The organism is Neorickettsia helminthoeca str. Oregon (genome assembly GCF_000632985.1).
In the GTDB taxonomy this organism is placed as follows: domain Bacteria; phylum Pseudomonadota; class Alphaproteobacteria; order Rickettsiales; family Anaplasmataceae; genus Neorickettsia; species Neorickettsia helminthoeca.
The window spans coordinates 325418-346848 of sequence record NZ_CP007481.1; the positions used below are offsets into that span (position 1 = coordinate 325418).

Here is a 21431-nt window from a genome sequence, read left to right on the forward strand (position 1 = left end):
TGTACAATTTTCCGCCGTCCTTTGATCAGGATTCTAGGATCGCCGTATCCTTGATGGAGGTGTTTCTTTATACTCACCATCCACTGAAGTTGTCATCACCGAGTCGCTTATTCAGCGCATTTAGCTCCGCTCCGTATATAAAGCACAAGTTGATGAGATAGAAGTATGTCATTATCACAATTATCCCCGCGATGCTGCCATATATCAGGCTCATCTGAGTAAATGAGCGTAAGTAAAATGAAAACGAAACTGAAGTAATAATCCATAGTGCCACTACCGCCACACTCCCAGGGATGACATCAATGAATTTCTGTCTTTCCTTTGGAAAAAAAATGTACAGGGCCGCAACAAAAAAAAACATGCAGAACGTCGTGAGAATATTGTACGGAATCCAATCCGGTTTCACGACCAAGGAAAGGAATTTCAAGTTCTTCGTCAGCAGAGGATATATCGTCGGAAATAACAAGAAGAGCAAAATAGTCATGGAGATCATAAGAAACTGTACTATGCTTATGCATCTTCTGAAGATGTATTCATACACCAAGGCATCAGTACTGAAATTATAAGCTCTATTCACTGCAGCTTTGAGTCCCTCGACTATGGATGATGCAGTCCATATCGCACCGAGAATCGTAAAAGTAAGTAGACTTTGAGTTGGGCCTTCGAGGATTTCCTTGATGTAGGGCATTATACCTTCGATGATGTTTTCCGGAACGCCATCTATGAAAAGGGAAAGTAATTTCCTTGTGATTTCGTATGATGATTCATCTACGATGCTACCTATGTGTCCCGCAACGGCAGTAAAAAAAAACAAAAATGGAAAAATCGATAATAGCAGCAAAAACGATAAGTAACCCGCATACTCAGAACCACCATGGTAAAGCATGTTGTAAAGAGATATCTTTAATAGGATAAAAATCCGCTTCATATGTTTTGTTGGCTTAGCTACTCCTGGAGAGACAAGTATAAATACTAATCAGATTATTTGACTTTTCCAGAATTCTAGCAGACCATGCGATTATAGGAACTAGTTCTCATATGAGTCCCCTAAAGCAATTTGAAGTATTTCCAATTTTCGCACTTCCTGATTTTTTCGGTTGGAATGTGGATTTCACTAACTCCTCACTGTACATGGTGTTGGCAGTTGTCCTGGCTTCGCTCTTTCTTTTTTCTGGTATAGTGCGGACCAGGATTGTACCGGGTTCGATGCAGTCTTTTATTGAGATCGTCTATAACTTCGTTGCGGACATTGTGAAAAGCAATTGCGGTAAGGCGGGTTTAGATTACCTACCTCTGATCTTCACGGTATTTTTATATATACTTTTCGCTAATTTAGCCGGAATGCTTCCTTTGCCCATGAGTTTCACCGTGACGAGCCATATAGTAGTGACCCTAGCACTGGCAATTGTGGTCTTCGTCTACGTGACCGTGATCGGATTCAGGAAACAGGGAAAGGCTTTTTTTTCGATCTTCCTCCCTAACGGAACACCTCTTTGGATTGCTCCTCTGATGATTCTTCTCGAGGTCTGTACTTATTTTTTTAGACCTATCAGTCTGGCGATAAGGTTGACTGCGAATATGATTGCGGGTCACACGATTCTGAAGGTCATTGCTGGATTCGTTCAACCAATTTCGCTGCTAGTCAGCCCTTTATCTTTTGCATTTGTGGTGGTACTAATAGTCTTTGAGGTGTTTATTGCAATGTTGCAGGCATACATTTTTGTTGTATTGGTCTGCGTTTATCTGAATGACTCGTTGGTTAGACACTGATTTATTTATTTTTATGAATTGACCTATGGAACTCGAAGGGCTTAAGTTTTTGGGAATTGGATTCTCCGTGATTGGAATGTTGGGCGCTGCTCTTGGTGTAAGTAATATCTTCTCTATGATGCTCAATGGTATTGCTAGAAACCCGGAATCCGAGGAAAAATTGAAAAAATACGTTTATGCAGGAGCGGCTCTTACTGAAGCAATGGGTCTTTTCTCGTTTGTCCTTGCCTTATTGTTGATCTTCGTAGTGTAGATGCCTCAGTTCGATATATCTACCTATTTTGGTCAGATATTTTGGTTCTTCATATCCTTCTTCCTGTTGTATTTTTTTGTTAGATTTGTCTTCCTCCCTAAACTGAGCGTGTCGCTCGGTACCCGAGCAGCATTCCTCGGGGAAAATAAAAGACTCCTCGAGGATATTAACTCAGACCTTGTGCGTTTTAAGGAAAAGCGCGACGCTGCTTTATCTGATGCTAGGTTCGCTGCCGAGAACATTCTGAAGGATGCGAGTATAGCTATATCTCAATTGGAAAAGTCGGCAAACGAAAAGCTCTCAGCGATTGTCGCTGATTTGAGAGAGGAGAATGTTGCGCTTATCAATAATTTTCTTGCTGACAATGCTGATGTTCTTGAGCAGCTCTTTTTTGAGCTTTCGCTGGATTGCTATGTTGTAGTTTATGGTCGATTCATGCCTCAGAGTGCTGATACTGATTCTCTTAGACATAGGGTGTCGAGTGATTTTACTTCTATCTTTGAAAAGTTCCGAAAATGTCAGTCGAGAGTATAGTAATAAATGTTGCTTTTGTTGCAGCTGTGTCGCTGCTTTTCAGGCCCGTCACTAAGGCAATAAGGAACATTCTAGATAAGTACTCCAAGGGGATTGCGACTGGAGTTGATTCACTCGAGGAGCGGCTCCATGTGGCTAAGGAGTCCTTGAGGTCTGCAATCCAGAGTAGTGCTCAGCTTGATGATGAGGTGGAGGAAATACTGGCTCGCGCAAAAACCCGTGCAGCCAAGATCACTGAAGCTGGTAAAAAAAGAATAGAGAAAGAGTTTGCTTCTGCTTTGGAGAGAGCACGAGTTGCTATTACAGAGGAGAATCGAATTTTTCTTGTAAGGCTGAAGCTTTCTTTGATGGATGAAGTCTGTGCTTTTGTTAAGGATTTTGGCATAAAATCCATACAAAACAGTGAGCATGAGGTCATGATTAGCCGCATGACGGAACAACTTTCGATGAATTTCACTAGGTTAAAAGAGAAGTGACCACCTCTTTTGATGAGCTCTCTGCTGGGGTTTTCGAAGAAGTTGTCACGCTCGTCGAAGGATGTAATTCCTGTATTGATTATGAGTGCCTTGCTAGTAGTGTGGAGATTCTCACAAAAAAGGGCGTGCTCCTGATAAATAAAAAACTCGATCTCATGGAATTATGGATTTCAAATACTGTTATCGGGTCCATGCGTTTTTCAATGGATCAGGATAGAGGTTGTTTCATTAACAAGGACGGCGAAGAAATCTTCGCCTGGGTGAATAACTTTCTCTCAAGCGAAGGGTAGTGCGCGGCAACCCCCTGATTCGGAGTAACTTGGCGCGTCTCAAATACCGGTGGACCCGGATTTCAGCTATAAATCCGAATCCTCGCAAGACTCCTCTTCAAACAGACTTCTACTCCGTTCCTTCAAATTGATCATTGATACGCATGCTGCGACTGCTGCTTTTGCATATGGTACGATGCGTTCCAATGCTTGCTCCATATTGTTTGCAGTGATCACACCAAACCCTAAAGCTAAATTTTTTTCAAGAGAGACTTGCATTATTCCACGACAGGCTTCGGAAGACACATAATCGAAGTGTGGAGTCCCTGATCTAATGATACATCCAAGCAAGACGTAACCAAGAAAACAGTCAGCTTGCAACAGATTCAGTGCGGAAGGCAACTCGAACGCGCCAGGTACGTAGACCGCTTTATACCGTAAACCCCTTTGCTTGAGCTCTTCTATCGCAGTTTCATAGAGTTTTTTACAGATCTCTGGATTTACTTTGCTGCATATCACCAAGATTTTACGTCGCATTTCCGCATTTTTGAAGAGATAGGAACACCGGGAGCTCTAGCATAATTTAAAGAATCAATCAAGATGTTTTCTCAGCTCTGCTCGCATTCTGTTTTATATGCTTGGAAAGTAGATATCTCCCTATCGCGAACTGCTGCAACACTGAAAGTATATTATTGAATACCCAATACAAAACTAAACCTGAAGGAAAATTCGCGAATAGTAACATAAATACATATGGCATCGATTTTATCATGAAAGCCTGCGTGCCGTCCTCGTATTGTGAAGGAGTAAGATTCTGTTGCACGATCATCGTGAGTCCAAGCAAGATTGGTAGAATGCCTATTGAAAGAAAAGTTGGGCAATTCCAATCGAGGAGACCAAATAAAGTAAATAGATTGGTTGGGTCGGGTAGCGAGAGATCCTTAATCCAAAGGAAGAAGGGTGCCTGACGCATCTCTATAGTGATGAAAATGACCTTATACAATGCAAAAAAGACCGGTACCTGCAGAATAGTAGGGAGGCATCCAGACATTGGTGTGACATTGTATTTCTTAAAGAGTGCAACGCTTGCCTTATTCAATGCGATTTTATCATCCTTATACAACTTTTTGATTTTCAAAATTTCTGGTTGCAATTCCTTAATCTTAACCATCGAGACTCCTGATTTTACGGAAAGCGGAAGCATCAGTAGTCTGATGAATAGTGTCAACAAAATGATTGCAACTCCAAAATTCCCGACTACGCGATAAAAGATTTGTAGCAGTCTGGAAATTGGTTTGGTCATAACGTAGAGTATCCCGAAGTCCACCGCCCTATCAAAGAAAAGAATTTTCATGGACCTGGAATACTCCTCCAATAATGCTAGTTCTTTTGGCCCAGCAAAAAGCTCAGTTTCCTGAGTGATAGAGCTGCCACTTCTTATTATTCTATGCGGATGGAAAGTCGTCACCTGAAAAATGTCGTTATTGTTATTGTCCAAAGAGTGACTTATGTATACTTTTCCTTCAGTGGGATTCCTGAGGATTTGTGATACCAACCAATATTTTTCTGAGAAACCGAACCACTTGGAGTAATTACGTGGATCTTCTTCTATTAATAAACTTTTATTTTTCTTTACCAATTTGTTGTATTTCAGCTCAATCAGCTTGTCCTTGATGACTCCAATAGGTCCTTCATGCATTATCAGCATACTCTTCTGTGTGTCCTGAGATTGCTTAGTGATAGTGAAATGTGGAGCAACGCTAAGATCATTCGATGATTTATTCTCAACAGTTTGCTTGAAGGTAAACATATACTTGTCATCGATGCTAATGAGTACCTTGAATAACAGCCCAGATCCGTTATCCCAGAAGAAAGTCACAGGATTTTCCGGCGTGAGTGATGTACCATCGGACTTCCATTGCGTATTCGAATCTGGTGTTTTGAGTTCTACATCATTTCCCGTGCTCCACCCGGGATTCACTGAGTACGCACTGGCGGTTCTAACGGGACGCAGCAATTGATATCTATCAGTGCCATCATCCGACTTATATTCCTTCAGCGACAAATTATCTAAAACTAATCCCTTTAAAAGGATGCTTCCCTGTAATTTTCCGTTACTGAGAATCACTCTGTCTGCCTTTAGGGAATCCTCTATAGAATCATAAACTTTCACTTTTGTTTTGTTCGTTGCTTCCCTGGGAGCATCCCTATGCGCAGAACTATCAAAGAGAAGGTTCCAGCCGATTATCACTAGGAAGGATAGAAAAGTAGCTATAAAGACGTTATAGGTCTGCTGCATCTAGTATGTAATACTAACGAACTCGAGATAGTATCATAGCATAAAAACTCTCGACATACAGAAAATTTACAATTATAAGTAAACTGATTGCCGGCCTGAGCTATTGATAAGAAGATGTTCCTGTTGGTTACAGTTGTATGTGTCCTACGTGGACTTTGTGTAACTGTGAAAAATCTTTCTTGTGTGTCCATTACGTGGCGCCTAGACTGTTGCAGAAACAGTTAGATAATAGGTAGGTTTTTGATGTCTGGGTTGCTGGTCGTTTTTTTTCTCATTCTTCTTTTTGCCTCTCTCTTGCTTTCCTGTGTCTTCTCAGGCAGCGAAACTGCAATTACTGCTGTCAATCCAGCGAAGTTGACGCAGCTCAAGAACAAAGGTAGTACCAAGGCCGCTCTTTTACTGGAACTATATGATGATAAGGAGCGTGTCATCAGTACGGTTCTGTTGTGTAATAACGTAGCTAATATGTTTGCATCCTCAGTATCGGCCTTCCTTGTGATCGACGTGTTTGGAAGTTTGGGAATAATAATCTCCACGTTTGTTGTGAGCGCAGTTGTAGTAGTGTTCGGCGAAATATTACCTAAGGCATATGCAATCAGCCATCCCGAAGATTTAGGAATGTTTCTTGCCTATTTCATTTCCTTTGTAGTGAAAATTTTCGGGCCCTTGGTTCAATACCTGAACATTGTTATCAAGATTTCACTTAAGTGGTTCAACCCATTAAAGTGTTCTAGTGAGATTCTGTCGCCATATGATACGATTCGTGGATTGCTGGTGTTGCACAAGAAGTCACACTCTCAACAGAATGTACAGAAAAACTTGGAAGTCATAGGTAACATACTCGATATCACAGAGATTCATGTTGACAAAATTATGACTCACCGTAGGGATGTTTGCTCGATCAATATAGCACTTTCCAAGGAGGATATAATGCGTACGGTCCTATCTTCAAGATATAGGTGGATCCCCTTGTGGAAAGATAAGGATGATAATTTTGTCAAGGTTCTTGATGCAAGTCGACTCAGAATTGCATGTGCTAACAAGTTCAAAATTAATCTCAGAGATTATCTAGAAGAACCACTTTTTGTTCCAGGGAGTACCTTGGTGAGTGTGCAGTTGCATAATTTCAAGGTGAACAAAAATGATTTTTCCATAGTTATCGATGAATACGGTAATGCGATAGGTGTTATCACTTTTTCCGATATTATGGAGGAGATAATCGGGGAAGCAGTCTATACGCATAACTACCAGGATATCAAAGAAAGTGGTGATGGAGCCTACATAATAAATGGAAGAATCCCTATACGAGATTTGAACAAAAAAATGGGATTCAATTTCCCTACGGAGAATAATCATACATTCGCTGGTATGATCATCGATGAAATAGAAAGAATTCCAAGTGAAGGAGAGATATTCGAGATGTGTGGCTGTGTGCTCGAGATCCTAAAGAAAAAGAGTAATAAAATCGTATCGGTAAAGCTGAAAAGAGTAGGACGCTCATCTCAATAAGTTTGTTTACATGTTTTTCCCGGGTGTAGAAAAAAAATCCATATTCGTGATATAACTTCTAGGTGCCGCATTGTGGTAATGGAAGCTCTATGTCGCGGTTATCTGAGGAGAAGTAATATAAAATTGGACTGTTTTTCATGAGCATGGGTGGTGTAGCAAATCTTCTTGATGAAATTGTAAAAAGGTGCCTCTATCTCGAAGAAAAACTCCGCTTCCCCGAAAAAATAGACTCTCAAGAGTTTGCTAAACTCTCTAAAGAGTATTCGGACCTCAGGCCAAAGGTTGAACTCATAGATAAGCGTAAGAAGCTACAGGATGAAATTGAGTACTTGAGCGCTTTGCTAAAAAATTCTTCAGAAGATCCAGAGATCCGAGAAATAGCGAAAACTGACTTGCAAGAACTGCAGGTACTTCTCCCTAAGCTTGAGTTAGATATAAAAAAAATGCTTATCCCCAAGGATAAAGACGATTCACTCAATGTGATATTGGAAGTCAGAGCAGGTACCGGCGGGGATGAAGCAGCTCTTTTCGCAGCAAGTCTCTTCAATATGTATCACAAATACGCAGAACGTATGAAATGGAAGTTCGAAATTATAAGCATCTCCCATAATGAAATAGGTGGTTATAAAGAAGCGACTGCGAGTATTAGTGGATCAGATGTTTTCTCGAAATTGAAATTCGAATCAGGAGTGCACAGGGTCCAGCGCGTACCGGAAACTGAAAGTTCTGGAAGAATACATACTTCAACTGCGACCGTAGCGGTGCTTCCGGAACCAGAAGATGTCGATGTGAAAATAAATGATAAAGATCTACGTATCGATGTGTATCGTTCAAGTGGTCCTGGAGGTCAATCCGTGAATACCACTGATAGCGCGGTACGTATCACACATATACCAACTGGTATAGTCGTGATGCAGCAAGATGAGAAGTCTCAACATAAAAATCGCGCTAAGGCAATGAAAATTTTAAAAGTCCGCTTGTATGAAATAGAGCGTAGTAAAGTCGAAAAGGAAATTTCTTCAATGAGGAAATCACAGATTGGCTCTGGGGAACGCTCTGAAAAAACTAGGACGTATAATTTTCCACAAGGGAGAATCACTGATCATAGAATCAATTTAACTGTGTACAGGATCAATGAGACAATCAAGGAAGGTGAGCTGGAACCTATAATCGATGCCCTTGTCAGAGAAAATGAAGTGCGAATTCTAGCGGGAATTGAATCAGAGAATACTAAGTTTTCTTGAGGAATCGTTTACCCAGATGAAATGTAAAATCTGTAAAGACATGAAATATATAGGCGCGAATTTCTTATTTAATCTATTTTTCGTGCTGTGGACCGTGATCTACGGGATAATTATGCTTCCTTCGATTTTCTTGCCTCCCGAAAAAGTAATCGAGGTCAGAAAATTTTGGGTTAAGGGGATTCTATTTTCCCTGAAGCTTTTCCTCGGAGTAGAGTTCGAGGTCAGAGGTAGAGAGAATATAGAAGTATATGAAAAGTTTATTGTTGCTTCTAAGCATCACTCTCCGCTCGATGTACTGCTGTTAGCCGATCTTTTCGTTAAACCAGCTTTCATCCTGAAGAGAAGTCTTGTTTACATTCCCATCTTCGGACTGTACATGATTGCGACAAAGATGATCACTATCACCTATTCAAAAAAGTCTAATGGAGTAGATGTACTCAGAAAAATGCTCAGACAAGCAAAGGTACTTGCAAAAAATAGAACCATTATCCTGTACCCAGAAGGTGGAAGAACCAAAGTCGGGCAACAAGTGGAATATAAAAGGGGAATAGTGGCTTTATATAAACACCTGAAACTACCTGTGATACCAGTCGCATTGAACGCTGGCCAGATCTGGCCCGTGGGGTACTTCAGTAATAAGAAAAGTGGGAGAGTTGTAATACACGTATTGCCTCCAATCCCGCCTGGACTCAGAGACGATGAATTCCTGCGAACACTCAGAAAAACGATAGAGGAGCACACAAATAATCTATTGGAAAATGTTAACACTCATCTCGCTCCCTCCACTGAATGAAAGATGTATGTTACGGTGTCCCAGGTTATTTCTCTTTAGAATCTTTTATATTATCATCTACTCTTGTCCTCCTAAAACAAAGATATAAATTCAAGTATGAGCAAGCAACAATTTTACATTACTACCAGCAGATCCTCTGAAAGAAAGTTTTATTCTCAGGTTCCTGAATATACCGAGGAGGATTTCACTTCCATTCTCGAAGAACAATTCTCCGACTCCATGATCAAAGAGGGCGATGTTGTAGAGGGGATAATAAAGTCAGTTAGTCCGCACTTTGTACTGGTCAATTTGGGCCTGAAATCGGAGGGTAAAATCCCTATCCAGCAGTTCCCAAATGTCGATGAACTGCAAATCGGATCGTCAATAATGGTATATGTTGAGAAGACAGAAACCGGTGGAGGAAGCTTAGTACTAAGTTATACTAAAGCACTCAAACAGAAGGTCTGGGATAGACTGTATGATATGTACCTCAACGATTCAGAGCAAGACATCGAAGGTGTGATACTCTATACGATAAAAAGCGGCTGTATAGTAGAAGTCGAAGGATTAAATGCTTTCCTCCCTAATAGCCACTTGGATGTGAGGCCTGTATCCGATCCAGCAACCTTAGTTGGAGTAAAATTGAAATTCAGGATTCTCAAAATGGAGCCGAAAACAGGTAAGATTTTCGTCTCCAGGAAAAAGGCACTAGGAGCCGTTCACGAATCCGCGAGAGCTGAGTATATCTCCACAATCAAAGAGGGGGAAATAATAGATGGCCGAGTGAAAAGTATCGCTAGTTATGGTGTGTTCATTCAGATCCACGAGTCCGATAAAGTCGGTGTAGTAGATGGCTTGCTCTATATCAATGATATTTCATGGGCTAGGGTTACACATCCATCATCAATCTACTCCGTCGGCCAAGAAGTCCGTGTAAAGGTGATAGGTGTAGATACAGAAAAAGGCCGTATCTCCTTAGGTGTGAAACAACTCACTGATAACCCTTGGAAAGATATCTCAAAAAAATATACCCCGGGAAATATATATCCTGGAGTCGTGACTTCAATAGAGGATTATGGCGTCTTCGTGAGATTGGAGGAGGGTGTTGAGGGTCTGGTTCACAGCGGAGAAATCTCTTGGACGAGGGAAAAGCCTCTTTTTCTACCTAACCAGAAGGTAAATGTGATGCTCCTCTCCGTCGATGAAGAAAGTCACAAAATAGCCTTGAGTATAAGACAGTGCAACACTAATCCATGGAAGAAATTCCTAGAAGCATATGGGTTAGGAGTCCTGCTCAAGTGTAGGGTGGCAGAGATCACTGATTCCGGAATGGTACTGATGTTAGTGGATCAAGATTATTCATATGTCAGAGGATATGTGAGGGTTGCGAACATAAGTTGGTCCCAGAATCCTAGAAAAGATCTAAAACGCTTCAAAGTCGGCGATGAAGTGCAAGCTAAATTAGTTCACGTCAATGCTGACCGCGGAAGGGTGATGTTTAGCTTGAAGTACGTTGAATATGATCCTTTCGAGGAGTTTATTGAGGCAGTCAATGAGGGTGAGTTGATTGAAGCTAAGATAATGCGTGTCGAAGACGATGGAATATACATTGAAGTCAGAGAAGGCTTGGAATTCTTCACTGCGCAGGCAGATGTGAGTCGCCTAGCAGTGGGTCAGAGACTTAAGTTTGTCGTTTGTGGTAAGGAGCGATATTCTATAAAGTTGAGTATCGCTGAAGATCAGAAGTCTATGGCAGCTGAGGAAAAGGAAGTAGATCATTCCGTAGAAAACCGTGACGAGTAGTAGTTTATGAACTTTTTCGGGGATACAATTGTTGAGAATCTCCGTCTGCGGAAGGCGGTTCTTTTCTGGAAAGTAGTCACTCTTGCAGTGGGCGTTGGGCTCGTTTTTGTGTGCGGTTCCTTTTTCTCTGGTGAATATATATCTGACAAGTCTGTTAGTCCTTACATAGCTAGGGTGGCCCTGTCCGGTTTCATTGATTATGACTTGGATCGTGATAGGCGCATTGCTTCCTTTGCATACAACCCGAAAATAAAGGCTGTTATATTGCACATCAATAGCCCTGGAGGTGCTGTAGCTGCTTCCGAGGCTCTCTATAATGCCTTGAAATCAGTTGCTCAAGTGAAGCCCCTTGTGGTGGTGAGCCACGGGGTGATGGCTTCTGGGGCATATATGGCTGCGATGGCTGCAGACCATATTATAGCTCACAATTCGAGCATTGTTGGCTCCGTGGGTGTGATGGTGCAGGTGACTAATCTACATGATCTTGCTAGCAGGATTGGGGTTAAAATGGAAGTCGTGCGTTCAGGGAGATTGAAGGCTTTACCTTCAACTTTCGAGAAAGTTCCTAATGAGACTCGTTTTGCACTGCAGCGCTCTGTGAATGCAGCTGGTGAGTATTTTCTTTCCTTGGTGACTAAGCGTAGGAGAATCTCCGATCCAGCAGTCATCGAAGAAATTTCTACTGGGAAAGTTTTCCTTGGAACTGAAGCTATTGCGATCTCATTGATCGATGAGATCGGTGATGAAAATAATGCTGTAGAGTGGCTAAAACAAAATGGCGTAACTGGAAAGATTAAGAATCTTTCACTTGTCGCTCACGGAGGATTCCAGTTGAGCCAATTGAGTCCGTCTTCTTTTTTGGAGGCGTGGAGATTATTTGGTACTCCCTATTCAGGGTTACTCGCCGTTTTCCCAGGTGCTTTTTATCGTTAAGTTAGTGTTCACTTTATGTACGATGGTATTTTATTATCCCACGTGAGGAAGTCTATTTTCCTTGTCTTTTTGGCCGTGCTAACCGTCTTCCTATCTGGATTTCTATCGATAGCTCTAGGTAAGATCATTGGTCATTCAGTCCAGTCTATCTCTGACGGTGGCATAGGGGGGTCGCTACTGTTGATGATTGTTTTTTTCTCCTTATTCCTTTCTCTAATAGTTTCTTTCAGAGGTATTTTCTCGGGATTGTTGGGAGTAAGGATTGCGGAGGGATTATTGTTCGATTTGTATGGAGTGCTGATCAAGGCGAATCTTGAGACTATCAATCGCAATGCAAGACTGATACCGACTATTTTAGGTTCAGATGTGATGGTTCTGCAGAATTTCTTTGGATCTGGTGGTCCGGTCCTGCTACGTAATATCATGACTTTTTTGGGATCGCTTATTATTCTTTTCTATACTGAGAAGACACTCTTTTTGTACCTCATTTTATCGATCCCGGTAATTCTTTTGCTGTTGCTCCTATTTGGTGTGAACGTCAAGAGACTATCTTTTATTGCCACAGGTAAAAGCGATAAAGTTTACTTGGAGATTAAAGAGAGCCTCAGTAATATACAGATTATAAAGGCCTTTCTTAAGGAAAGATTCTTCTTTAACAGAGTATTTAAGCTGACGAAGGAATTTTCCCGTTCCTTTGTAAGGTATGTCATAATAAGATCGGTTTTCATAGGGATTGTCATGGCACTAGTTTTTCTCGGAGTCAGCATCTTCATTGATTTCGGGGTGGGTAGTGTTTTGGATAATAGGATAAATAGCGCTACGCTTTCTGAATTCATATTTTATGCGCTACTGGCATCCACTTCCATTGGAAGAATTATGGATCTTTACCCTGATCTACAGCAAGTTTCGAATGCTCATGCTAGGATAGAAAATCTATACAAAGATCTTTTCGGTAATCAGGAAGATGAAACAACTGGTCAGCATGTGGAGCAGTTCGATGAGCTCGAATTCAAAGATGTACAGTTTTCCTACAAATCCTCTGAAGATAATGTTGTAATAAATAATCTTAGTTTCAAAATCAATCGAGGTGAGCATGTTGCTTTTGTTGGCGCATCTGGTGGTGGTAAAAGTACCATCCTTGCATTGATCTTAGGGTTCTATTCTGCGTGTGCTGGGTGTATCACCATAAATGGTATACCCGTCTCTAATTTGTCTAGAGCTTGTGTACGTTCTCTCTTTGCTTGGGTTCCACAGGAGCTCAGCGTTATTTCTGGAAATCTAAAGGAAAACGTTTGTATGAAATCAGAAGGAAATAGCGATAATGATGATCACTTTGCTGATATCTGTGCAGCTGCGAACATTCATGATCTACCAAAAAATACTGATATCTCTGACCTTTCAAGGGGGCAGAAGCAGCGGATCAATATTGCCCGTGCAATCTTTGCGGATAGGCAGGTCATTCTCTTAGATGAAGCAACTTCCTCATTAGACAGGAGTAATGAGAAAGATATAGATTCCATTATTGCTGCAATGCCACGCGATAAGACAGTCATCATGGTTGCTCACAGATTCTCTGGGATAAAGAATATGGATAAGATAATCGTGATTAAGAAGGGAAAGGTTGAAGCTATGGGAACTCATGAAGAATTGCTTTCAGCGAGCGCGTTCTACAGGCAGATGGCGGAAGAGTAGTAAGATGGGTCACTAAGGCCTTATAGTTTTGGTCTTGCGTGCTGAAAGTATCCTACTGGCAAGCCAGGCATTCGTCTTGTTCTATAATAGGCTTTTTTGGCGTGAAGCTTTGGTGCTTGTATCCATGAGATATCTTGTACGCTCTCTGGATGGACTTGGATCTGCAGTAGTAGAGACTTTTGAGGCCTTTTTTCCAAGCAAGTAAGTGGATCTGATGCAATTCCCTTTTGTGTAAATCAGAATGCAAAAATAAGTTCACTGACTGTGATTGGCAAACATAAGGAGTACGATCGGCTGCATGTTCTATGATCCAGCGCTGATCTATTTCGTAAGCGGTTCGGAAAACCATTTTTTCATCTTCAGTTAAAAAGTCCAAATGTTGTACGGATCCTTCATGAGTAATAATAGATGACCATGTCTCCTCGTTATTTTCCCCCTTTTTCTCCAGAAGTTCATCCAGGTGTTTGTTCCGCACGATGAATGAGCCACTCAGAGTTTTTTGAATGAAAACATTCGCTGCATATGGCTCAATTCCTGGTGATGTGTTTCCAGCGATGATCGAGATTGATGCAGTTGGAGCAATCGCGATTTTATGCGTGAATCGTTCTACTAACCCACAGTCTATCGCATCTGGACAAGCACCCTTAGTTAGAGCCATTTCCCTTGAGACCCTATCTGCTTCGCTTCGTATTTTCTGGAAAATTTTTAAATTAACGCTCTTTGCAATTGCGGACTCGAATGGTATTCCCTTCTTTTGCAGCAGAGAGTGGAAACCCATTACACCCATACCTATGCTTCTTTCACGGACAGCTGAATACTTTGCTTTGCTCATTGAAGATGGAGCTTTGTTAATAAAGTCCTCCAATACGTTATCCAGGAAATGCATTACATCCCTTATGAAATGTGTATCATGTTCCCATTCGTCGAATTTCTCCAGGTTGAGTGAGGAAAGACAACAAACCGCTGTCCTATGATTGTTAAGATGATCCAAACCAGTCGTCAGAGTAATCTCAGCACAAAGATTCGACATTTTTACACCTAAGTTGAGTCTTTTATATATCTCAGGTCTTCTCTTCTGCGTGTTGTCGATATACAGAATATATGGCTCACCCGTTTCGAGGCGTGCTGTGAGTATTTTTATCCATATATCTCTCGCGCTGACAGTCGTTATAATCGCGGAATCCTTTGGGCTGATGAGGTTCCACCCTTTATTATGGATAACTGCATCCATGAAATCATCGCTGATTACGACAGCGTGATGTAAATTGAGTGCCTTCCTATTAGGGTCTCCACCAGTAGGTCTCCTCAGGTCGAGGAATTCCATTATCTCTGGATGGTTTACCGGTAAATAGACGGCTGAACTTCCTCTCCTAAGTGATCCTTGAGATATAGCAAGTGTCAGAGCGTTCTGCACAACGATGAAAGGTATTATTCCTGAAGTCTTACCACTGCACTTCACCTTTTCGCCAATTGAACGAAGGTTCCCCCAGTAGCTACCGACTCCACCTCCATGTGCTGCAAGCCATACGTTTTCATTCCATAGATTCACTATCCCCTCAAGTGAATCCTCTGTCTCGTTCAGGAAACAGGAAATCGGTAAACCACGTTTTGTTCCTCCATTGCTCAGGATAGGTGTGGCCGGCATAAACCAAAGATTGCTTATGTAATTATACAGCCTTTCTGCATGCATTGGATCATCTGCATAGTAATGCGCGACCCTCGCAAACAAATCTTGATAGCTCTCGGATTGCTGGAGATATCTATCCTTGAGTACAGCCTTCCCGAAACTAGTGAGCAACACATCCCTCTTAGGGAACGTTTGTATTCCTCCATCTAAAGAGTGTTGGACCTCTTCATGAAAATCCGGAGAAAAACCCAATACTTTAATTTCGTTACTCATAAAACCGAGATAATGTTACTTTTGCTAGATGCGGGATTTATAGAGACCATTGTCTATATACAAAATTGATCTATATCTAGTAGAGATATCGAGACATACTACCACATTTATGGTGAAAATCAATATGAATGGGTGCAACTCATTAAGAAGATACTAATGATAACTGGGTTACCCTGATACGGTGATTATTCTAGTGTAAATTGACTTTATATTACTTCTTACTAACAGGAGGGACAAAACAATCTTATCCATTGAAGATGAAAGCGATGCTACCCGATGAATTATTGATTACATGGATACATTCATCATAAGCCTCGATTTGTAGACAAGATACGCTTGACAATGAATTCTTCACAAGAGATAATACTAACCGGTGCGCTGTTGCATTAAACATTGTCGCGGAATGGAGCAGTCTGGTAGCTCGTCAGGCTCATAACCTGAAGGTCGTTGGTTCGAATCCAGCTTCCGCAAGATTTTTCGATAGGTGTCCGATGCTGTCGAGGCCTCGGTTTTCCTGTCTGACTATTCTCTTTTGGCGTGTATACCGTGGATCCGTGATGTACGATGATCAAAATATCTTCGCAAGGATTTTAAGGAAGGAGCTGCCTTGTAAGAAGATTTATGAGGATGATGAGGTTCTTGCGTTCCATGATGCTTTTCCCATGGCTCCTATTCATGTCCTTGTGATACCGAAAGGGAAATTCACGTCATTTGCAGATTTTGTTGCGAGTTCCGCTGATGTTGGATCCTTCTTCAGCAAGGTGGCTGATGTCGCGCGGATCCTGGAAGTTGAGAAGACTGGATATAGAGTTGTAACTAATCATGGAAGCGGCGCTGGACAGACTGTAAAACACTTCCATGTTCATATCCTAGCCGGGAAAGAGTTAGGGAGTTTTGCTTGATAAATCAGTTACTCATATTTGTAGCTTTTAGTCGCTGCCTGTGGATCGTGCGGTGCCGATATTTTCTGCTAGAGCAGTACTCTGTATTGAGGAACTTCGTAAACACTAATACAATTACCGGTTTCTGCTTTTGGATATGAAGAAAATCGTTGAATAATCACCAACTCCTAAAAATCGCCACCTGGAATGTTAACTCCATAAGGCAGCGCGTCGAACCTGTCCAGAGGTTTTTGCTGTCGGAGAAAATAGATGTGCTCCTTCTACAAGAACTGAAATGTCAGGAAGAGAGTTTTCCTTTTCAGGTATTTCAGGATCTGTCATATAACGTGATTCTCAGATGCCAGAAAGCCTATAACGGTGTCGCTATATTATCTCGTTTTCCAATTGTAAAAGTGTCCGATTCTTTGGTGAATGATGATGAAGCTCGCTATATAGAGGGAACAGTAGAATTCCCGGGGAAAAGGATACGTTTAATTAGTATATACGTTCCAAATGCTCAGTCCCCAGATTCTCCGCGCTTTGAGTATAAGATGCAATTCCACGATGCGCTTACTAGGCGGATCACTGAATATCTTTCACATGCAAATGAAATTCTTTTATTAGGTGGTGATATCAATGCTGCCCCCGAGAATATAGATGTCTATGATCACGTCAAGCTAGATGGATGTACAGGTTTCCATATCAAGGAGCGTAACAAACTCAGAGAGCTTCTTAATATTGGTATGTTTGATACGTTTAGAATGAAATATCCCGATAAGCAAGAGTTCAGTTGGTGGGATTACAGAGGCGGTGGCCTGCAGAAAAATGAAGGTATGAGAATAGATCATATTCTGACTTCTGCTGAGGGGGCAGATAGCTTAGTCGATTGTTATATAGTGAAAAGTCTTCGCTACATTGAGAAACCGTCAGATCACGTCCCTGTGGTCTGTGTGATTGCTGTGTGAATTACTCCTATATGGAGAAGCCTGAGCATCATGCCGTTTTACTGCAGAATAGATCTAGCCAAGGTAATCACGACGATTCTCTTTGGATTATGTTGAGCCAGTAGTTCAGCGCAGCTAGATGCGGTTGCACCAGTGGTTATAACATCGTCGAGAAGTATGATGAATGCATTTCTGATCCCTACCGAGTTCTTGATGCTAAATGCGTTCTGTAAATTCTCTCTACGTTTCTCCACGGACAGTGTCGCTTGAGGAATAGTATTCCTTGTTTTGGATAGTACATCCAAGCGCACTGATACTTTAATCAGTTTTGCGATCTGCATCGCAACTAGAGAAGATTGATTGTATTTCCTATGGGTGAGTCTTATCTGATGAATCGGTGCAGGGATGATGAAATCACAATTTCTATATCCGTTCTAAAGTGTTTTATGATGATTTTGGCAGCCGACTTTGCTAGGAAATGTCCCATCATGAAATTTGATCTTCCTTATAAAGTGGGCAACGTATTTGTTGTAGAGAAATGCCGCTTTTACGTCATCAAATTTTGGCTTTGAGATTTCGCAGATTATACATAGCTCGGGATTCTTCATTTTTCTCCCACAACCATAACAGTGAGGGAAGTCCTCTAAAAAGAGGACCTCCGATCTACAGTTTCCACAGATGTTATCCTCAGATAGATTCTCCTTAGCGGAGCATACAATACAGAAATCAGGGAATAAAAATCTGAATATTCCATGAACCAACGTCTTTACTTGAGGAAACAAAACATGCGCCAACACTTCATACGATTTTTTCAGCATTATGCCTTTTTAAGAGCGCGAGAGGAGCTGAAATGAAAATCGAAGAATAAGTACCTATAGCGACGCCAGACAATATCATAAGAGCAAATGTCTGTATATCTCCATTTGAGAGTAGTGCTACAGGTGCTATGGCCAGCATTGTCGTGAAAGAGGTGAGGATAGTCCTAGAGAGAGTCGTATTTACGCTGATATTGATTCGTTTATACAAATCTTTTACTCCTATGTTTTCGCGGAGCTTGTCGAAAATAACTACAGAATCGTTTATTGAATACCCTATGATTGTCAGAACAGCCGCGACAGAGGATGTATTGAATTCAATTGCCAGCGATGAGTAAATGCACATTAGGAATATAACGTCATGGATTATTGTGACGACCCCAGCAAGCGCAAAACTATAACTGAATCTGAAAAGTAGATATATGAAAATCCCCAGTACAGAAAAGCCTATGGCCAAAATACTCTTGTATATCAACGAGTGACCTATTTGAGGACCCACATAATCTATTCTTTCGTACTGGAAATTGTATGGCTTCAGGAATGCTTTCACACGATCTAGAGTTTCTTGACTGTTTTTTGAGCGAACCTTTATGGAGATATGTCTTGGGTTCTCGAGACGTTGAATAGATGCTGCAGGTAAGTCTTGTGCTTTCACCATTTCATCCCTCAAGTGATCGATGTTAATATCACCCTGGGAACGTATTTCCAGCACTAAGCCACCAGTGAAATCGATTCCAAAATTCAATCCTTTTGTTCCGAGAAAGAAGAAAGTCGTGACAGTAAGTACGAGACTCATATAGAAAGCAATTTTTCTATACCTGAGAAAATCGAAGTCACAGTGATCTAAAAGTCTACTGAAAACGAAATTCATTTGCAGCGCTGTAAAATGCAGATCTTATTATTTACAGGCGCAAATTGCAATCAACCTTTGAAGTTTCGTTCATAAGAGGCTATAGCTCTAGACCCGGTTAGAACATTTTCAACTATATGACTTTCGGAAAATGATATGCTTCTGTATTTTTCCGCAGTGTCTTGTGTGCTATAAGTTTGACGTAGGCCTTTTCACATTATTGAGTCCATGGCAAAAGCAAAAAGTAGAGAGACGATCAACATAGAAGCGTTGCAATATCACTCCGAGGGTAGACCAGGGAAACTGGGTGTACATGCTACGAAACCTTTACTTACTCAGGAGGACTTATCTCTTGCCTATTCTCCTGGTGTGGCGCAGCCCTGCTTGGAGATAAAAAATAATCCACTGGATGCCTACAAGTATACTTCTAAGGGTAATTTAGTAGCTGTGATTTCTAATGGTACGGCGGTTCTTGGTTTAGGGAACCTAGGTGCGGCTGCCTCTAAACCGGTGATGGAGGGAAAGGCTGTATTATTTAAGAAATTCGCGGATATCGAATCGATTGATATTGAAGTCAATACTGAAGATGTCGAGGAATTTATATCGACTGTAAAAAATATTGCTGGCACTTTTGGTGGTATTAATCTCGAGGATATAAAGTCTCCTGAGTGTTTCGAAATAGAGCAGCGTCTCGCGGAAATGTTGGATGTCCCAGTATTCCATGATGACCAACACGGTACGGCGATTATAGTCTGTGCAGGTCTGATCAACGCTGCCGATCTGACTGGTAGAAGAGTGGAAGATCTTTCAGTGGTGGTCAACGGGTGCGGTGCGGCCGGAATAGCATGTATCGAGTTAATGAAAAATATTGGTGTAAGCAAGATTATTGTTTGTGATCAGAGTGGTGTTATCAAGACTAGTAGAGAATTTGCTCCCGGAGATCGTAAGGCTGCGTATGCTGTTGATATCAATGCTGATACTCTAGAAGGAGCATTGAAGAATGCCGATGTTTTCGTTGGATTGTCGGTTGCTAACGTTCTGAAACCGGAATGGCTTTCCAAGATGAATAGGGATCCAGTGATCTTTGCATTGGCAAATCCAGACCCTGAAATAGATCCAGAATTAGCAAAAAAAGTCCGTCCGGATGCAATTGTGGCAACTGGTAGATCGGATTATGGTAACCAGATTAATAATGTGATGTGTTTCCCTTATTTGTTCAGGGGTGCACTCGATGTTAACGCAAGCAAGTTCAATACAGAGATGAAACTTGCTGCAGTAAAGGCGATTGCAGATATTGCTAGAATGCCAATCTCAGCTGAAGTTATGGCTGCCTATTCAAATACACACATGCAGTATGGTAAGGACTACATCATACCTAAGCCTTTCGACCAACGTTTGATTGTCGAAATTGCTCCTGCAGTTGCGCGTGCAGCAATTGAGACTGGAGTTGCAAGAAAGACTATAAAAGATTTCGGAGAATATCGTGAAAGCCTGATCAAGCGTGTGGCTCAGGTTTCGACGAATCTTTTCGGAATGATAAGTGGTATGCTCAGGGAGAACAAGAAGCGTGTTATCTTTGCTGAAGGTGAGGAGATCAGAAGTATTCGTGTTGCTGTTCAGTGGCGTGATATGGGCTATGGTACCCCTATTCTTGTAGGACGCAGTAGCCTCATAGAGGAAAGGATGCAAGAAATGAATCTATCAAGTCGTTCAGGAATAGAGATACTTAACGCCGCAGTCTCAAAGAAAAATGATGAATATATAGAGTATATGTATCGTACCCTGCAAAGAAAGGGTTTTCTCCACAGAAGGTGTGTAAGAGATATAAAGACGGATCGCAATGTGTTTGCTGCTTGCCTTCTTGCCGCAGGTGATGGTGATGCGATGATCACTGGACTAACGAGAAGCTATAGTGATTGCCTTAATGATGTTGTTCCGATCATTGGTGTTACTGATACGGTATTTTCTATGTCGATTATAATCACTGATAAGGACACTTTCTTCGTCTGTGATGCCGGGATCGATAATATACCGGATGCTCAGGATTTGGCTGAAATTGCTATCAAGGGTGCTGAAGTTGTACAAGGTATAGGTTCTTCTCCGAGGGTCGCTATAATCGCTAATTCGAATTTTGGTAGCTCAAATGGCGAAAGTGCGTTAAGAGCAAGAGAAGCTGTTGAAATTCTCGACGATCTTGGGGTGTCATTCGAATATGAAGGCGAGATGGAGGTTGATACTGCTCTAAATGAAAGATCAAGAGATATATATCCGTTCTTGAGATTGAGTGGGGCAGCGAATGTTCTTGTCATGCCTAGCGCTGAAGCTGCAAGTGCATTGTGTAAGTTCTCCAGGGAGATTATGGGCACCACGGTTATAGGCCCGATCCTGTTGGGTTTGAATAAGTCTGTGCAGATAGTGCAGCCTTCATATGATGTTTCAGAGATACTGAACCTTGCACTCATCGCTGCAAAAACGAGCTCAGATTAA

21 protein-coding genes and 1 tRNA gene are annotated in these 21431 nt (G+C 41.5%); 15 read left to right on the plus strand and 7 right to left on the minus strand.

The window, feature by feature from the left end; genetic code table 11:
• Positions 1-73 precede the first annotated feature (73 nt).
• On the minus strand, positions 74-886 hold the full coding sequence (locus NHE_RS01650; protein WP_232215024.1) for a YihY/virulence factor BrkB family protein: 813 nt from the start codon (positions 884-886) through the stop codon (positions 74-76).
• A gap of 152 nt (positions 887-1038) precedes the next feature.
• On the opposite strand from NHE_RS01650, the gene NHE_RS01655 reads away from it, so the two are divergent.
• The 5 genes from NHE_RS01655 to NHE_RS01675 are packed head-to-tail and all read left to right on the plus strand — an operon-like array spanning position 1039 to position 3323.
• Complete coding sequence (locus tag NHE_RS01655; RefSeq protein ID WP_038559296.1) at positions 1039-1770, plus strand: F0F1 ATP synthase subunit A; 732 nt, start codon at positions 1039-1041, stop codon at positions 1768-1770.
• Between the two features lie 25 nt (positions 1771-1795).
• On the plus strand, positions 1796-2023 hold the full coding sequence (locus tag NHE_RS01660) for a F0F1 ATP synthase subunit C (protein WP_038559298.1): 228 nt from the start codon (positions 1796-1798) through the stop codon (positions 2021-2023).
• The gene (locus tag NHE_RS01665) at positions 2024-2557 is read left to right on the plus strand and encodes a F0F1 ATP synthase subunit B family protein (RefSeq protein WP_038559301.1); all 534 of its coding nucleotides are present in this window, start codon (positions 2024-2026) and stop codon (positions 2555-2557) included.
• Entirely contained in the window at positions 2539-3033 is a 495-nt protein-coding gene (locus tag NHE_RS01670) for a F0F1 ATP synthase subunit B family protein (protein WP_038559303.1), read from the plus strand. The genes NHE_RS01665 and NHE_RS01670 overlap by 19 nt, the downstream gene beginning before the upstream one ends.
• Positions 3030-3323 carry a frataxin domain-containing protein gene (locus NHE_RS01675; RefSeq protein ID WP_038559306.1) on the plus strand — a complete coding sequence of 98 codons (294 nt, stop codon included), beginning with the start codon at positions 3030-3032 and terminating at the stop codon, positions 3321-3323. The genes NHE_RS01670 and NHE_RS01675 overlap by 4 nt, the downstream gene beginning before the upstream one ends.
• Before the next feature lie 66 nt (positions 3324-3389).
• Here the strand turns inward: NHE_RS01675 and ribH are convergent, their stop codons facing one another.
• Complete coding sequence (gene ribH / locus NHE_RS01680) at positions 3390-3839, minus strand: 6,7-dimethyl-8-ribityllumazine synthase (protein ID WP_038559308.1); 450 nt, start codon at positions 3837-3839, stop codon at positions 3390-3392.
• A gap of 58 nt (positions 3840-3897) precedes the next feature.
• On the minus strand, positions 3898-5601 hold the full coding sequence (gene yidC / locus NHE_RS01685) for a membrane protein insertase YidC (protein ID WP_038559311.1): 1704 nt from the start codon (positions 5599-5601) through the stop codon (positions 3898-3900).
• A 243-nt stretch (positions 5602-5844) separates the two neighbouring features.
• Between yidC and NHE_RS01690 the strand changes: the two genes are divergently transcribed.
• The 6 genes from NHE_RS01690 to NHE_RS01715 all read left to right on the plus strand — a co-directional run bounded on the left by NHE_RS01690 (position 5845) and on the right by NHE_RS01715 (position 13554).
• A complete protein-coding gene (locus NHE_RS01690; protein WP_038559314.1) occupies positions 5845-7110 on the plus strand; it encodes an HlyC/CorC family transporter in 1266 nt (421 codons plus the stop codon).
• Positions 7111-7253: 143 nt separating this feature from the next.
• Complete coding sequence (gene prfA / locus NHE_RS01695; RefSeq protein ID WP_051579551.1) at positions 7254-8354, plus strand: peptide chain release factor 1; 1101 nt, start codon at positions 7254-7256, stop codon at positions 8352-8354.
• Between the two features lie 16 nt (positions 8355-8370).
• The gene (locus NHE_RS01700; RefSeq protein WP_051579552.1) at positions 8371-9147 is read left to right on the plus strand and encodes a lysophospholipid acyltransferase family protein; all 777 of its coding nucleotides are present in this window, start codon (positions 8371-8373) and stop codon (positions 9145-9147) included.
• A gap of 96 nt (positions 9148-9243) precedes the next feature.
• Positions 9244-10929 carry a S1 RNA-binding domain-containing protein gene (locus tag NHE_RS01705; RefSeq protein WP_051579554.1) on the plus strand — a complete coding sequence of 562 codons (1686 nt, stop codon included), beginning with the start codon at positions 9244-9246 and terminating at the stop codon, positions 10927-10929.
• A 6-nt stretch (positions 10930-10935) separates the two neighbouring features.
• Positions 10936-11862 (plus strand): signal peptide peptidase SppA, encoded by a 927-nt coding sequence (gene sppA, locus NHE_RS01710; RefSeq protein WP_038559319.1) that lies wholly within the window; start codon positions 10936-10938, stop codon positions 11860-11862.
• Positions 11863-11877: 15 nt separating this feature from the next.
• Positions 11878-13554 carry an ABC transporter ATP-binding protein gene (locus tag NHE_RS01715; RefSeq protein WP_038559322.1) on the plus strand — a complete coding sequence of 559 codons (1677 nt, stop codon included), beginning with the start codon at positions 11878-11880 and terminating at the stop codon, positions 13552-13554.
• 52 nt (positions 13555-13606) lie between these two features.
• Here NHE_RS01715 and NHE_RS01720 read toward each other — a convergent pair whose 3' ends face one another.
• Positions 13607-15454, minus strand: a complete 1848-nt coding sequence (locus tag NHE_RS01720; RefSeq protein WP_084473252.1) for a ribonucleoside-diphosphate reductase subunit alpha — start codon at positions 15452-15454, stop codon at positions 13607-13609.
• 397 nt (positions 15455-15851) lie between these two features.
• Between NHE_RS01720 and NHE_RS01725 the strand changes: the two genes are divergently transcribed.
• From NHE_RS01725 to xth, 3 genes are all read left to right on the plus strand, one after another.
• Positions 15852-15925, plus strand: a tRNA-Met gene (locus NHE_RS01725).
• An 86-nt stretch (positions 15926-16011) separates the two neighbouring features.
• On the plus strand, positions 16012-16356 hold the full coding sequence (locus NHE_RS01730) for a histidine triad nucleotide-binding protein (RefSeq protein ID WP_038559325.1): 345 nt from the start codon (positions 16012-16014) through the stop codon (positions 16354-16356).
• Between the two features lie 149 nt (positions 16357-16505).
• Positions 16506-17300, plus strand: a complete 795-nt coding sequence (gene xth, locus NHE_RS01735; protein WP_038559327.1) for an exodeoxyribonuclease III — start codon at positions 16506-16508, stop codon at positions 17298-17300.
• A gap of 38 nt (positions 17301-17338) precedes the next feature.
• Here the strand turns inward: xth and NHE_RS04190 are convergent, their stop codons facing one another.
• The 3 genes from NHE_RS04190 to secF form a co-directional block, all read right to left on the minus strand.
• The gene (locus NHE_RS04190) at positions 17339-17620 is read right to left on the minus strand and encodes a ComF family protein (protein ID WP_051579557.1); all 282 of its coding nucleotides are present in this window, start codon (positions 17618-17620) and stop codon (positions 17339-17341) included.
• Between the two features lie 93 nt (positions 17621-17713).
• Positions 17714-18097 (minus strand): double zinc ribbon domain-containing protein, encoded by a 384-nt coding sequence (locus tag NHE_RS04195; protein WP_051579559.1) that lies wholly within the window; start codon positions 18095-18097, stop codon positions 17714-17716.
• Entirely contained in the window at positions 18078-18965 is an 888-nt protein-coding gene (secF, locus tag NHE_RS01745; RefSeq protein ID WP_038559329.1) for a protein translocase subunit SecF, read from the minus strand. The genes NHE_RS04195 and secF overlap by 20 nt, the downstream gene beginning before the upstream one ends.
• Before the next feature lie 207 nt (positions 18966-19172).
• On the opposite strand from secF, the gene NHE_RS01750 reads away from it, so the two are divergent.
• Positions 19173-21431 carry an NADP-dependent malic enzyme gene (locus NHE_RS01750; protein WP_038559331.1) on the plus strand — a complete coding sequence of 753 codons (2259 nt, stop codon included), beginning with the start codon at positions 19173-19175 and terminating at the stop codon, positions 21429-21431.

Bases quoted from the DNA above. Each gene is read 5' to 3' on its own strand.
- yidC (WP_038559311.1), bottom strand. From the start codon at position 5,601: ATGCAGCAGACCTATAACGTCTTTATAGCTACTTTTCTATCCTTCCTA.
- NHE_RS04190 (WP_051579557.1), bottom strand. From the start codon at position 17,620: ATGCAGATCGCAAAACTGATTAAAGTATCAGTGCGCTTGGATGTACTA.
- NHE_RS01650 (WP_232215024.1), bottom strand. From the start codon at position 886: ATGCTTTACCATGGTGGTTCTGAGTATGCGGGTTACTTATCGTTTTTG.
- NHE_RS01700 (WP_051579552.1), top strand. From the start codon at position 8,371: ATGAAATGTAAAATCTGTAAAGACATGAAATATATAGGCGCGAATTTC.
- NHE_RS01660 (WP_038559298.1), top strand. From the start codon at position 1,796: ATGGAACTCGAAGGGCTTAAGTTTTTGGGAATTGGATTCTCCGTGATT.
- sppA (WP_038559319.1), top strand. From the start codon at position 10,936: ATGAACTTTTTCGGGGATACAATTGTTGAGAATCTCCGTCTGCGGAAG.
- ribH (WP_038559308.1), bottom strand. From the start codon at position 3,839: ATGCGACGTAAAATCTTGGTGATATGCAGCAAAGTAAATCCAGAGATC.
- NHE_RS01730 (WP_038559325.1), top strand. From the start codon at position 16,012: ATGTACGATGATCAAAATATCTTCGCAAGGATTTTAAGGAAGGAGCTG.
- NHE_RS04195 (WP_051579559.1), bottom strand. From the start codon at position 18,097: ATGCTGAAAAAATCGTATGAAGTGTTGGCGCATGTTTTGTTTCCTCAA.
- NHE_RS01715 (WP_038559322.1), top strand. From the start codon at position 11,878: ATGTACGATGGTATTTTATTATCCCACGTGAGGAAGTCTATTTTCCTT.
- NHE_RS01670 (WP_038559303.1), top strand. From the start codon at position 2,539: ATGTCAGTCGAGAGTATAGTAATAAATGTTGCTTTTGTTGCAGCTGTG.
- NHE_RS01750 (WP_038559331.1), top strand. From the start codon at position 19,173: ATGGCAAAAGCAAAAAGTAGAGAGACGATCAACATAGAAGCGTTGCAA.
- NHE_RS01665 (WP_038559301.1), top strand. From the start codon at position 2,024: ATGCCTCAGTTCGATATATCTACCTATTTTGGTCAGATATTTTGGTTC.
- NHE_RS01655 (WP_038559296.1), top strand. From the start codon at position 1,039: ATGAGTCCCCTAAAGCAATTTGAAGTATTTCCAATTTTCGCACTTCCT.
- NHE_RS01690 (WP_038559314.1), top strand. From the start codon at position 5,845: ATGTCTGGGTTGCTGGTCGTTTTTTTTCTCATTCTTCTTTTTGCCTCT.
- secF (WP_038559329.1), bottom strand. From the start codon at position 18,965: ATGAATTTCGTTTTCAGTAGACTTTTAGATCACTGTGACTTCGATTTT.
- NHE_RS01705 (WP_051579554.1), top strand. From the start codon at position 9,244: ATGAGCAAGCAACAATTTTACATTACTACCAGCAGATCCTCTGAAAGA.
- NHE_RS01720 (WP_084473252.1), bottom strand. From the start codon at position 15,454: ATGAGTAACGAAATTAAAGTATTGGGTTTTTCTCCGGATTTTCATGAA.
- prfA (WP_051579551.1), top strand. From the start codon at position 7,254: ATGGGTGGTGTAGCAAATCTTCTTGATGAAATTGTAAAAAGGTGCCTC.